The sequence below is a fragment of the Streptomyces sp. NPDC102278 genome (assembly GCF_044766345.1).
Lineage (GTDB): Bacteria > Actinomycetota > Actinomycetes > Streptomycetales > Streptomycetaceae > Streptomyces.
In genome coordinates this window covers 346,392-359,509 of sequence record NZ_JBIWLV010000007.1, presented here as the reverse complement: position 1 = coordinate 359,509, position 13,118 = coordinate 346,392, and the positions used below count along the sequence as shown (strand labels likewise).

Sequence of the window (13,118 nt, the reverse complement as noted above, 5' to 3'; positions counted from 1 at the left end):
GGGGGGAGGAACGGATCATGAGGGTCAGCGTCTTGGGGCTCGGGTACGTCGGCTGTGTGTCGGCCGCGTGCCTGGCCAGCCTGGGGCACGAGGTCATCGGGGTGGACGTGAACCAGGCGAAGGTCGACCTGGTCAACGACGGCAAGGCGCCGGTGGTCGAGGAGCGGATCAGCGAACTCATCGCCGAGGTCGTGGGGTCCGGGGCCCTGCGCGCCACCGGCGACGTCCGCGAGGCGATCATGGGCAGTGACGTGTCGCTGGTCTGCGTGGGCACACCGTCGGAGCCCAACGGCAGCCTGTGCACCACCTACCTGGAGCGGGTCACCGAGCAGATCGGTGCCGCGGTGGCCGAGCGGGGTGGGCGGCAGACCATCGTGTTCCGCAGCACCATGCTCCCGGGCACCTGCCTGAACCTGTTGGTACCGATCCTGGAGAAGTACATCGGCGGTACCGCCGGCGTGGACATCGGGATCGCCGTCAACCCGGAGTTCCTGCGCGAGGGCACGAGCGTGCGGGACTTCTTCGACCCGCCCAAGACCGTCATCGGCGAACTCGACCCGGCGAGCGGCGACGTGGTGGAGGCGCTGTACGACGGACTGCCCGGTGAGGTGTTCCGGGTACCGATCCCGACGGCCGAGGCGATCAAGTACGCGGACAACGCGTTCCACGGCCTCAAAATCGGTTTCGCGAACGAGCTGGGCGCCGTGTGCCACGCCCTCGGAGTGGACACCCACCAGGTGGTGGACGTGTTCCTCGCCGACCGCAAGCTCAACATCAGCTCCGCCTATCTGCGGCCCGGCTTCGCCTTCGGCGGCTCCTGCCTGCCGAAGGACTTGCGCAGCCTGCTCCACGCGGCACGACGGGCCGACATCTCGGTGCCCATCCTCGCCCACGTACTGCCCTCCAACTCCGAACACCTCCAGCGGGCGGTGGAGTTGGTCGCGCGCACCGGCAAGCGTCGGGTGGGCCTGTTCGGGCTGTCCTTCAAACCCGGCACCGACGACCTCCGCGAGAGCCCGCTCGTCGAGCTGGCGGAGAGACTCTTCGGCAAGGGCTACGACCTGCGGATCTACGACCCCAACGTAAACCTCTCCCGACTGCTCGGCGCCAACCGCGAGTACATCGAGACCCGCCTGCCGCACCTCGCGCAGCTGCTCGCCGAGTCCGTCGCCGAGGTGCTCGAACATGCCGAGGTGTGCCTGGTCGGGACCAGGGACCCGGCCGTGCTGTCGGCGCTGCCCCATGGCGACGGCCCGCTGATCGTCGACCTCGTCCGCCTCCCCGACGCCGAGGCGCGTCGGGCCGAACCGGGATACATGGGCCTTGCTTGGTAACCCGGCCGGCCGCGGCGGGAAGACCCGTCGCGCGCTGGTCCTCGTGGAGAACCTGTCGGTGCCGTTCGACCGGCGTGTGTGGCAGGAGTGCACGACGCTGCGCGACGCGGGCTGGACGGTGCACGTGATCTGTCCCCAGGGCGCCACGCGGGACACGGAGACGGAGGTCGAGATCGACGGGGTGCGGATCCACCGCTACCCGTTGCGCGCGGCCACCGGAGGGCCGGCCGGCTACCTGCGGGAGTACGGATCGGCGTTGTGGCACACGGTCCGGCTGGCCCGCGAAGTCGGCCCGGTCGACGTCGTCCACGCCTGCAATCCGCCCGACCTGCTGTTCCTGCCGGCGCTGTGGCTGAAGCGGCGGGGGGCCCGGTTCGTCTTCGACCAGCACGACCTGGTACCCGAGTTGTACCTCTCCCGGTTCGACCGCGGCCAGGACCTGTTGTACCGCGCCGTGCTCGCGCTGGAACGGCGGACCTACCGGGCCGCCGACATCGTGCTCGCCACGAACGAGAGCTACCGGGACGTCGCCATGCGCCGTGGCGGTCGGCGGCCCGCGGACGTCTTCGTGGTGCGCAGCGCGCCCGACACCGACCGGTTCCGGCCGGTACCACCGGAGCCGGAGCTGAAGCGCGGCAAGCCCCATCTCCTGTGCTACCTGGGCGTCATGGGCCCCCAGGACGGCGTCGACTACGCCTTGCGGGCCCTCGCGACGCTGCGCGACGAGCTCGGGCGGACCGATTGGCACGCGGTCTTCGTGGGCTCCGGCGACAGTTTCGACGCGATGGTGGAGCTGTCCCGGCGGCTCGGACTCTCGGAGCAGGTGCAGTTCACCGGGCGCATCCCGGACGGCGACCTGGTGCGTTACCTGTCCACGGCGGACGTGTGCCTGTCCCCCGATCCGCTCAATCCACTCAACGACGTGTCGACCATGAACAAGGTCCTGGAGTACATGGTGATGGGGCGGCCGATCGTCTCGTTCGATCTCCGTGAGGCGCGGGTCTCCGCCGGGGAGGCCGCCCTGTACGCGCCCGCCAACGACGAGGCCGAGTTCGCCGGGCTCATCGCGCTGCTGTTGGACGATCCGGAGAAGCGGGCCCACATGGGCAAGATCGGCCAGGAGCGGATCAACGGGCCGCTCTCCTGGCGGAACTCGCAGGCCTCGTTGCTCGCCGCCTACGCCGCGGCCTGCCCCGACGCCGCCGAGGTGGCGACGGACGGCCAGGACCGGGCGGGAGGAGGCCGCACCGTTGAGTGATGACACGATACGTCTGGTCACGATGGGGCGGATCATCCGTCGGCGTCTGCGGCTCCTCACCCTCCTCGCCGTGGTGGGTGCGCTCGTCGGCTACGGCGCCTCGTTCCTGTTCCCGCCGCGGTACACGACGTCGGCATCGGTGCTGCTGCCCGGCGCGTGGCAGGAGCGCGAGCTGCTGACCCAGGCGGAGATCGCGACCAGTTCGGTGGTGCTCGACCGCGCTGCCGCCACCCTCGGCTGGACCGAGGTCGGCGGCGGCGGGCTACGGGACCGGGTGAGCGCCGCCGCCGCCGACGGGAACATCATCACGATCTCGGGTACGTCGGACACCCCGGAGCGTGCCCAGCGGCTCGCCGACCAGGTGGCCGGCCAGTTCGTCACGTTCGCCGCGCGGATCGCGGGCGCCGGCACCGACCCCGAGGCGGCGGCGCGGCCCGAGGCGCTGCGGCAGTTGGTGACGCAGACCAGCCGCCGCATCACCGAGCTGGCCGATGCGGCCGATCCGGGTAAGTCCGTGGAGAGCGTGCAGACGCGTACCGAGCTCGCGAAGCTGCGTACCGCGCTGCAGGAGGCCGTCAAGAAGCTGGAGCAGGCCGACCCGGCCTCCGACAAGGCCGACATGGTCGTCATGGGACCGGCGGCCCGGCCGACGGGCGAGGCTCCGCCGACGAGGACGCAGCTCGTCGGCGGCGGGGCGCTGCTGTTCTTCCTCCTCACGGTCATCGGTCATCTCGCCACCGCACGGAGGGGTCGCCGGCCGCGCACCGAGGCGGAGATCGCCGCGGCGCTGGGCTCGCCGGTGCTGGGTACCGTCGACGTGCCCGCTGGCCGGCCGGTGCACCGGCCGGACGGCGGTGGCCCGCGGGCCACGATCCGCCGGCTGCTCGGCCTCGACGTGCGGTGGGACGTGCCGGCTCCGCGGCCCTCGGGCGACGAGGCCGGCATGCGCGTCCGCCACCGACGGGTGTGTGCCCGCCTGCGGGAGCAACACCCCTTCACACCGGGGTTGTTGCTCGTCGTCCCGGGCGGCGACGAGACCGCCCTCAGGGCGGCCGAGCAGCTCGTCGCCGAAGCCGGGGGCGAACCGCGGCTGCGCGTGGTGGAGGTTTCGGTGACCCGGCCGCTGGTGCGCGAGAGCGACGACGAGTCGGGCGCCCTGGTCGTCCTCAGTGCGGGCAACCGGACCGCGGCGGAACTCGCCGACATCGCCGGGGCGTGCGCGGACGCCCGACAGGAGGTCGTCGGCATCGTCCTCGCCGGCATGGTCCGGGCCCGCCGGGAGAAGTCCGCCGCCGGCGACCCTCCGCAGGACACCACGCCGGCGTTCGCGGTGGGTGTCGACGCGTCGGGAGGTTCGGCGTGAGCACGTCCGCGGCTTCGCAGCCGTCGGCTCCCGCTCCCCTGCTGGACCTCCAGGCACTGGTGGTCGCCGTGCGCAGGCGCCGCCGCCTGTGGTCCTGCTTGGCGCTGTTGGGGCTGCTCGTCGGCGCGGCGATGGCGGTCCTCATGCCCCCGCCGCCGACCGCGGTGACCACGGTGCTGGTGGCACATCAGGCGGATCAGCCGAACGACCCCGGAACGCTGATCCGCACGGACGTCGGTCTGCTGCACACCACGCGGATCGCCGGCCGGGCCCTGCAGGCCCTCGGCTCCCCGGAGAAGCCGGAGGACTTCATGCGGGACTACGCGAGCATCGGCTTGTCCAACAACCTGCTGCGGATCACCGTGACGGGTGCCGACGACGCGCAGGCGACGGCCCGGGCCAAGGCGCTGGCCGACGCGTTCGTCGCGGACCACGTCCGGCGCGTCCGGGAGGCCGCGGACGCCGAGGCCACGTCCCTGCTGGACCAGCGTGACCGCATGCAGGACGAACTCGCCCAGGTCAACAAGACCATCGGGGACTCGTCGCCGCAGAGCGGGCCGAAGGCGTCGGCGAACATGGAGTCGCTCTTCACCCGCCGGGCCGAGCTCGGTTCGCGGATGACGGACTTCGGTCGGCGGGCCGCGGAGGCGCACATCGGCACGCCCCGACTCATCGCCGGCACACAGATCGTGGACGACGCGCGCGCGGTGCGGCACTCCGTGCCCCGGACCGCCGTCACCAACGCCGGGGTCGGGCTCGTCCTCGGGCTCGTCCTCGGGCTCGCGGTGGCAGCGGTCGGGGCCGTGGTGGCGGACCGTCCGGTGCTGCGCCGGGAGATCGCCGCGAACCTCGGCGCCTCGGTCATCGCGGAGTCGCGCGGCACGCACCGGCGGTCGGCCGGGCCGTGGCGGCGCCGACGGACCCGGGCGGCCCGGACACGCCTGGCCACGACCCTGGCCCGCGCCGTGCGCGACTCCGCGGAACCGGTGTCGCTGCTGGACCTGGGGTGTGCCCGCACCACGAGCGTGATCGCCCTGGACCTCGCCGGCGCCCTGGGCGAGGAGGGGCCGGTGGTGATCGTCGACGGTCTGCCCGGCCGGCGGCTCGCCCACCGCCACCCGAGGCCGGGAGACCCCGCCGTGGTCGACGGCGCGAGTGCCGCGGGACCGTCGCGGCAGGAGCGCCGGCTCGGCGTCGGCTCGGTGGCGCCTGGCGCGGCGTGGACCGACCTCCAGTACCTCGGCACGCGGACCGTGCTCGTCGTGCGGGCCGGGCACGCCGGCGCCGCGTGGCTGCACACCGTGGCACGTCAGCTCGCGGACCTGGGCATCGCGGTGATCGGCGTGGTGGTGATCGACCCCGATCCGCGTGATCGGACCGACGGCACGCTGTGGGACGGGGCGCACACCGCGCCGCGCGGCCACGACGAGCGGACGAGCGGGCGGGGCGGGACGGACCGGCCCCGGCCGGAGCGGCCGTCATGGGCACGAGTCCCGGACATCGACCAGGAAGCGCGGTAGGACATGTGTGGCATCGCAGGCACGTACCGGTGGCCGGACGGGAAGGTCGTGGCCGACCGGCTCACCGACACCCTCGCCCATCGCGGTCCGGACGGGGCCGGACGGTACAGTCACGACGCCGGTGACGGCGAAGTGCACCTCGGGCATCGCCGGCTGGCCATCATCGACCTGTCCGAGACCGGCGCCCAGCCGATGGTCTCGGGCGGCCTCGTCCTCACGTACAACGGAGAGCTGTACAACGCGCCCGAGCTGCGCGCCGAACTGATCGCCGTCGGGGTGCGCTTCCGCGGTACTTCCGACACCGAGGTGCTGTTGGAGGCCTGGCGGCGCTGGGGCACGGACTGCCTGCCGCGGCTGCGCGGCATGTTCGCGTTCGGGATCTTCGACGAGCGCACCGGTGACCTGGTGCTCGTCCGCGACCAACTCGGCATCAAGCCGCTGTTCCTGCTCCGGCGCGGTGGGGGCGTGGTGTTCGCCTCCGAACTCAAGGCGCTCGCCGCCGCCGTCGGCGGGTCGCTGGAGGTGGACCGTGCGGCGCTGGTGGCCTCGCTGCTGTACTACTGGGTGCCGGACTCGCGCTGCGCGTTCCGCGAGGCGGAGAAGCTGCCGCCGGGGAGCTGGCTGCGGTGCCGGCCCGACGGCCGGGTGGAGCGCGGCCGGTACTGGAGCCTCCGGGACGTCGCCGCCGAGGGCCAGGAGCGGGCCCGGAGCGGCGAGCGGCCGGATGTCGCCGCCGTCGTCGAGGAGTCGACCCGCCGCCACCTGCTCTCCGACGTACCCGTGGCGACCTTCCTCTCCGGCGGTCTCGACTCCAGCTACCTGACCGCGCTGGCGGCCCGCGACCGACCCGGGATCTCCGCCTACACGATCGGGTTCCGCGCCGAGGACGCCAGGTTCGAGGCGATGCCGGACGACCTCCGCTACGCCCGGCGGGTGGCCGAGCGGTTCGGCGTCGATCTGCACGAGATCGAGATCGCCCCGAACGTGCTCGACCTGCTGCCGCGGATGACGTACCACCTGGACGAGCCGATCGGCGACCCCGCCGCGATCAACACCTTCCTGATCTGCTCGGCCGCCCGGGAGGCGGGGGTCAAGGTGATGCTCTCGGGGATGGGCGCCGACGAGTTGTTCGCCGGGTACCGCAAACACTTGGCCAATCTGCTCGCGCTGCGCTATCAGCGCGTTCCGCGGCCCCTGCGGCGCGGCCTGTCCGGGGCCGTGGACCGGCTTCCGGTCGCCACGGCCCGCCGGGGGTACCGGTCGGTGCGGTTCGCGAAGCGCTTCCTCTCCTTCGCCGATCTGCCGGAGGAGACGGCGTTCCGGCGGAGCTACACCATGTACGACCAGGACGAGCTGCTCGCCCTGGTCGATCCGGATCTGGCCGGGACGGTCGAGGACGTGCTGACCGAGCACGCGGACGTCTACCGGGACAACGACCTCGACGACTTCGTGAACCGCATGTGCCTGGCCGACGCCCGGATGTTCCTGCCGGGCCTGAACCTCGCCTACACGGACCGCTCCAGCATGGCCGCGTCGACCGAGGTGCGGGTGCCGTACGTGGACGTCGAGGTGGTCAAGGCGGCGTTCGCGGTGCCCGGCGACCGCAAAATCGTCGGACGGCAGGGCAAGGCCGTCCTGAAGGAGGCGGCCGGCTCGATCCTGCCCCGGGAGATCGTGTACCGGCCCAAAGGCCTGTTCAGCGCCCCGCTGCGCGCCTGGATGAGCCGGGATCTGGCACCGCTGGTACGCGAGGTGGTGCACGACGGCGTGCTCGTCAACTCCGGGTTCCTGCGCCGCGACGCCCTGGCGCGCATGGTCGCCGAGGACGCCTCCGGGCAGCGGGACTTCTCCAAGCATCTGTGGCACGTGCTGACCCTTGAGTACTGGTATCGCGGCGCGACCTCCGGCTCCGGCCGGGGCCCTGACGTGACGGCGTAGAACAACGGGAGTTGCGGTGAAACAAGTTGTGCAGAACTACAAGAGCGGCGAGCTGGCACTGCTCGACGTGCCGGTGCCGGGGTGCAAGCCGGACGGTGTGCTGGTCAGGACCGCCTACTCGCTGATATCCACCGGCACCGAGCTGATGAAGGTGTCCGAGGCCGGCATGTCGATGGTGGGCAAGGCCCGCTCCCGACCGGACCAGGTGGCCAAGGTCATGCAGAGCGTGGCCACCAACGGGGTGCCCGCCACGTACCGCAAGGTGATGGGCAAGCTGGACTCCTACACGCCGCTGGGCTACTCGCTGTGCGGGGTGGTCGAGCAGGTCGGCGCCGGGATCGAGGACGTGAAGGTCGGCGACCTGGTGGCCTGTGCGGGCAACGAGCACGCGCTGCACGCCGAGCTGAACTGGGTGCCGAAGAACCTCTACACTCCCGTGCCGGACGGCCTCGCGCCGCGCCACGCGGCGTTCGGCACCGTCGGGTCGATCGCGATGCAGGGCGTGCGCCAGGGCGAGCCGCAGCTCGGCGAGGTGGCGCTGGTCATCGGCCTCGGGCTGATCGGGCAGCTGGTGGTGCAGCTCCTCACCGCCTCGGGGGTCCGCGTCGTCGGGGCCGACCCCGACCCGGCGCGCTGCGAGCTCGCCGAACGCCTGGGCGCGGCGGCGTGCGGTGATCCCGCGTCCGCGGCCGTGGAAGCCGCGGTCGCCGAACTGACCGGCGGCCACGGCGTGGACCAGGTGTACCTGGCCGCCGGCGGCGGCAGCAACCAGCCCGTCGAGCTGGCCGCGCGGCTCTGCCGGGACCGCGGCCGGGTCGTCGACATCGGCAAGTGCCGTCTGGACCTGCCGTGGAACGCGTACTACGAGAAGGAGCTCGACGTCCGCTTCTCCCGCTCGTACGGCCCCGGGCGCTACGACCCGGCGTACGAGCTCGAAGGGCGGGACTACCCGATCGGCTACGTGCGCTGGACCGAGCGCCGCAACCTGGCGTGCTTCCTCGACCTCCTCGCCCGCGGCCGTGTCGACGTGGAGCCCCTGGTCTCCCACATCGCCGACTTCGGCGACGCCGTCGAGACGTACGGGCGCCTGAAGGACGGTGGGCTGAAGGCCGTGGCCGTGCTGTTCCGCTACCCCGAGCGGAAGGAGGAGGCGGGCGAGCCGGGGGCCCCGGCGGTGTCCGTCCCCGCGGTGCGACGAGGCGGCGGGGCGCCCGCCCCGGCCCGGTCCGTCAAGGCGCCGGTGCGGATGGCCTTCATCGGCGCGGGCAACTACGCGACGTCGATGCTGCTGCCGCACCTGGCGGGGCGCGAGGGCGTCGAGTTGTCCGCGGTCGTCACCACGACGGCGCTGTCCGCGGCCAACGCGCAGCGCAAGTTCGGCTTCGCGCGGGCGACCACGGATCTCGACGCCGTGCTCGGCGACGGGTCCATCGACGCGGTGGTCGTCACCACCCGGCACAGTTCGCACGGCGAGCTGACCCGCGCGGCGTTGCTCGCGGGCAAGGCGGTGTTCGTGGAGAAGCCCCTGGCCCTCGCCGAGGAGGAACTGGCCGGTGTGCTCGCGGCGGTGGAGGAATCCGGCAACGACCGGCTGCAAGTGGGCTTCAACCGCCGGTTCGCGCCGCTCCTGCGGGAGGCGGGGAAGCGGTTCGGTGCCCGGACCGGTCCGGCGAGCCTGCGCTATCTGATCAACGCGGGTCGGTTGCAGCACGGCAGTTGGTACCTCCGGCAGGGCACCGAGGGCACACGGTTCGTCGGCGAGGGCGGGCACTTCATCGACACGGCGAGCTGGCTGCTGGAGGCCGATCCGGTCTCGGTGTACGCCGTCGCCACGTCCGGCAACGAGGACCTTCAGGTCGTGCTGCGCTACCCGGACGGGTCGACCGCCACCATCAGCTACGTCACCACCGGTTCGCCCGGCTTCCCCAAGGAGACGCTGGACCTCGTCGCGGACGGCAAGGTGCTGCGGCTCGACGACTTCGTCCGGGCCTCGGTGTACGCGGACGGCAGGGGCGGCCCCAAGCGGTGGGTCAGTTCGCGACTGCCCAGGGCGCGGGACAAGGGCCAGTCCGCCGAGTTGGCCGCGTTCGTCAAGGCCGTGCGGACCGGCGGGCCGATGCCGGTGTCCCTGGAGTCGTTGGTCGCCACCACGACGGCCACCCTCGCCGTGCAGGCCTGCCTGGTCGGCGGGGCGCCGGTCACGTTGACGGGGGTGCGATGACCACGAGCGCGGGCTGGTACCTACGCCGGCTGTCCCGGATGGGGCCGCGGGAGGTCGGCGGCCGGGTGGGCGACACGCTGCGCAGGCGGCGGTGGCGGTCGGCGCCGCCGGACCGCCCGGTCGTCACCGGCGCCCGGTTCACCGCGGTACTGCCCGCCGGGACGTTCGACGCGGTGCCGGCGGACGCCGCGAAGCGGCTCGTCGCCGAGGCGGACCGGCTGATGGCCGGGCACGCGCAGTACTTCGGGGTGGACCGCGACGACCTGGTCGACCCCGACTGGTGCCTCGACCCGAAGACCGGACGCCGGGCCCCGTGGGGCTACGCCTTCGACGTGCCCTACCGGGACGAGGACGCGGTCGGGGACGTCAAGCAGATCTGGGAGCTGTCCCGGCACCAGTACCTCACGGTGCTCGCCGCCGCCTACGCGATCACCGGGGACGAGCGGTACGCCGAGCGGGTGGCCGAGCACCTGCGGGGGTGGTGGGCGGCCAACTCGCCGCTGCGCGGGGTGCATTGGATCAGCGGCATCGAGCTGGGGATCCGGCTGCTGTCCTGGGTGTGGGTCCGCCGGCTGCTCGACGGGTGGCCGGGCGCGGCCGGGTTGTTCGAGGGCAACCCGGTGGCGCTGGACCAGATCTGGCACCACCAGCGTTGGTTGGCCGCCTTCCCCAGCCGGGGGTCGTCGGCGAACAACCACGTCATCGCCGAGGCGGCCGGGCAGTTCGCCGCCGCCTGCGCGTTCGGGTGGTTCCCCTCCTCGGCGCGTTGGCGGGTCGACGCGTTGCGCTCGTTGGACCGGCATCTGCGGGGCAACACCTTCGGCTCCGGCCTCAACCGCGAGTTGGCCACCGAGTACCACGGCCTCGTGCTGGAGCTCGGTCTGGCCGCGATGGCCGAGGCGGACGCCTGCGGCGTGCCGGTCCCCGCGACGACGCGGCTGGTGCTGCTGCGGATGACCGACGCGCTCGCGGCCGTCGTCGACGGCCGGTTTCGGCCACCGCGCCAGGGCGACGCGGACGACGGGCACGCTCTGGTCGTGGACGGTTCGGGCACCGACCGGTGGGCCTCGCTGCTGGCCACCGGAGGCGCCGTGTTCGGGCGGCTCGCCTGGTGGCCGACGGTGACCGCCACCGATGTGCGCACCCCGCTGCTGGCCGCGCTCGTCCGGCCCGGCGCGCCGTCCGTGACCCGCCCGGCGAGCAGGCCGGCCCACTTCGCCGACGCGGGGATGACCATCCTGCGCGGTCCGGGAGGGATCTGGTGCCGCTGCGACGGTGGTCCGCACGGGTTCCTGTCCATCGCCGCGCACGCCCACGCGGACGCGCTGTCCGTGGAGGTCCGCCACGACGGGGTCGACGTGCTCGCCGACCCGGGGACGTTCTGCTACCACGGGCAGCCCGCGTGGCGGCGGTACTTCCGGTCGACCGTCGCCCACAACACCCTGGAGTTGGACGGCGGTGACCAGTCCGCCTCCGGCGGCCCGTTCCTGTGGACCCGGCACGCCCGCAGCCGGGTCCTGGTCGCGGACGCCTCCGACGCCCGCGACGGGGGGACGGCCCGCTGGTGCGCCGAGCACGACGGGTACCGGGGCTCCGTGCACCGCCGCCGGGTGGAGCTGAGCGCCGAGACCCGGGAGCTGCGGGTGGTAGACGAGGTGCGCGGACCGCGCCGGGCCGCGCGGTTGGCCTTCCACCTCGGCCCGCTGATCACCGCGGACCTGGTGGGCAACCGGGCGGAACTCACCTGGATCCGGGACGGCGAGGACCGCTGCGCCGTGCTCGACCTGCCCGGGCAGTTGTCCTGGCGGGCGCATCGCGGCGAGAGCGACCCGCCGTTGGGCTGGTACTCCGACGGCTTCGGGCGCAAGGAACCCAGCACCACGCTGATCGGCACCGGTTTCGTGGACGGCACGGAGGGGTTCACCACCGTGCTCGGGTTCCGCGATCAGGAGGAGGCGTGGTGATCGGGAGGCGGCACCGGACGCTGCCGACGGCGGCGCTGGTGCTGCTCCTGCCGGCGACCGGGTGCGTGGGCGCTCCCGGCGCACCGGGCCCGTCGGCGGTGCCGAAGGCCACACCGACCACGTCCGTGGCCCGGGTGTGCGCGGCGCCCGCGGCGGGGCCGACGCGGGCTCCGGCGGGGGCGGTCACGGTCGACCCCGCGGTGGTCGGTGACCTGGCCGTGAAGACCAGGAGCAGCCCCCCGAGGACGACGTTCTGGCTCCTGCCGGGAACGCACACGCTCGAAGCCGACCGTTACGCCCAGGTCCTGCCGAAGGAGGGGAACAGCTACCTCGGGGCGCCGGGAGCGGTGCTCGACGGCCGCAAGACCAACCAGTACGCGTTCGGTGGTGGCGCCGGGAGCGTCACCATCCGCCGGCTGACCGTGCAGGGGTTCGTCGCGCCGCAGGACGAGGGCGTGGTCAACCACGACTCGGCCGACGGGTGGGTGATCGAGCACGCGACGATCCAGAACAACTCCGGCGCCGGGTTGATGGCCGGTGCCCACCAGCGGATCCGCGGCAACTGCCTGCGCGGTAACGGACAGTACGGCGTGAACGCGTACAAGGCCGGCGGTCCCCTCGCCGACCTGCTGGTCGAGGGCAACGAGATCGTGGGCAACAACGTCGACGACTGGGAGCGGCGGCAGCCGGGCTGCGGCTGTACCGGAGGGGTCAAGTTCTGGGCCGTCAACGGCGCAGACATTCGCGGCAATTGGGTTCACGACAACCGGGGACCGGGGTTGTGGGCGGACACCAACAACAACGATTTCCGCATCGAGGACAACGTGGTCGAGGCCAACGACGGTGCCGCGTTGATCTACGAGACCAGCTACAACGCGGTCATCCGGAAGAACACGATCCGGCGGAACAACTGGGTCGAGGGCCGCAGGAAGGCCGACGACGGCGACAGCTTCCCGTTCGCGACCGTCTACCTGTCCGAGTCCGGCGGCGAACCCCGGGTCCCGGCCCGCACGGACAGGATCGAGATCCATGACAACGTGCTGGAGGACAACTGGTCCGGGATCACCCTCTGGGAGAACGCCGACCGGTTCTGCAACAGCCCCGCCAACACCTCCTCCGGCGACTGCACGCTGCTGGTGAAGGACACCGAACGCTGCGCGCAGCCCACCATCGCCACCGCGCCGCTCCACGCCGACTGCCGGTGGAAGACCCGGCGGGTGGACATCCACGACAACCGCTTCGTGCTGGACGCGTCCGTCGTCGGGTGCACGGTGAAGTGCGGCCGCATGGCGGTGCTGGGCAACTACGGCACCTACCCCGACTGGTCGCCGTACAAGGGCGAAGCGGTGGCCGAGGCGATCACCCACGAGCAGGAGAACCGCTGGCACGACAACGTCTACGTCGGACCGTGGAGCTTCGTCGCCCACGACCCGAGCCGGGAACTCGACTTCGGGCAGTGGCGGGGCGCCCCGTACCGGCAGGACACCGGCAGCACCTTCCGGCCGCAGGCGGGTGGTTGA

Annotated in this window: 8 protein-coding genes; all 8 read left to right on the top strand. The window is 72.6% G+C overall.

Annotated features, from left to right (window positions below; genetic code table 11):
- Nucleotides 1-17 precede the first annotated feature (17 nt).
- Genes ACIRO3_RS20080 through ACIRO3_RS20045 form a run of 8 tightly spaced genes read left to right on the top strand, consistent with a single transcriptional unit; the run spans nt 18 to nt 13,118 of the window.
- Nucleotides 18-1,334 (top strand): nucleotide sugar dehydrogenase, encoded by a 1,317-nt coding sequence (locus ACIRO3_RS20080; RefSeq protein WP_361782382.1) that lies wholly within the window; start codon nt 18-20, stop codon nt 1,332-1,334.
- On the top strand, nt 1,324-2,592 hold the full coding sequence (locus tag ACIRO3_RS20075; protein WP_404138474.1) for a glycosyltransferase family 4 protein: 1,269 nt from the start codon (nt 1,324-1,326) through the stop codon (nt 2,590-2,592). The genes ACIRO3_RS20080 and ACIRO3_RS20075 overlap by 11 nt, the downstream gene beginning before the upstream one ends.
- On the top strand, nt 2,585-3,955 hold the full coding sequence (locus ACIRO3_RS20070) for a Wzz/FepE/Etk N-terminal domain-containing protein (RefSeq protein ID WP_404138471.1): 1,371 nt from the start codon (nt 2,585-2,587) through the stop codon (nt 3,953-3,955). The genes ACIRO3_RS20075 and ACIRO3_RS20070 overlap by 8 nt, the downstream gene beginning before the upstream one ends.
- A complete protein-coding gene (locus tag ACIRO3_RS20065; protein WP_404138468.1) occupies nt 3,952-5,475 on the top strand; it encodes a Wzz/FepE/Etk N-terminal domain-containing protein in 1,524 nt (507 codons plus the stop codon). The genes ACIRO3_RS20070 and ACIRO3_RS20065 overlap by 4 nt, the downstream gene beginning before the upstream one ends.
- Before the next feature lie 3 nt (nt 5,476-5,478).
- Nucleotides 5,479-7,413 (top strand): asparagine synthase (glutamine-hydrolyzing), encoded by a 1,935-nt coding sequence (asnB, locus tag ACIRO3_RS20060; protein ID WP_404138465.1) that lies wholly within the window; start codon nt 5,479-5,481, stop codon nt 7,411-7,413.
- A 16-nt stretch (nt 7,414-7,429) separates the two neighbouring features.
- Nucleotides 7,430-9,634 carry a bi-domain-containing oxidoreductase gene (locus tag ACIRO3_RS20055; protein ID WP_404138462.1) on the top strand — a complete coding sequence of 735 codons (2,205 nt, stop codon included), beginning with the start codon at nt 7,430-7,432 and terminating at the stop codon, nt 9,632-9,634.
- The gene (locus tag ACIRO3_RS20050; protein WP_404138459.1) at nt 9,631-11,598 is read left to right on the top strand and encodes an alginate lyase family protein; all 1,968 of its coding nucleotides are present in this window, start codon (nt 9,631-9,633) and stop codon (nt 11,596-11,598) included. Before ACIRO3_RS20055 ends, ACIRO3_RS20050 begins: the two co-directional genes overlap by 4 nt.
- Nucleotides 11,592-13,118 (top strand): right-handed parallel beta-helix repeat-containing protein, encoded by a 1,527-nt coding sequence (locus ACIRO3_RS20045; protein ID WP_404138456.1) that lies wholly within the window; start codon nt 11,592-11,594, stop codon nt 13,116-13,118. The genes ACIRO3_RS20050 and ACIRO3_RS20045 overlap by 7 nt, the downstream gene beginning before the upstream one ends.

Coding starts and splice junctions, on each gene's coding strand:
- asnB (WP_404138465.1), top strand. CDS start 5,479: ATGTGTGGCATCGCAGGCACGTACCGGTGGCCGGACGGGAAGGTCGTG.
- ACIRO3_RS20080 (WP_361782382.1), top strand. CDS start 18: ATGAGGGTCAGCGTCTTGGGGCTCGGGTACGTCGGCTGTGTGTCGGCC.
- ACIRO3_RS20050 (WP_404138459.1), top strand. CDS start 9,631: ATGACCACGAGCGCGGGCTGGTACCTACGCCGGCTGTCCCGGATGGGG.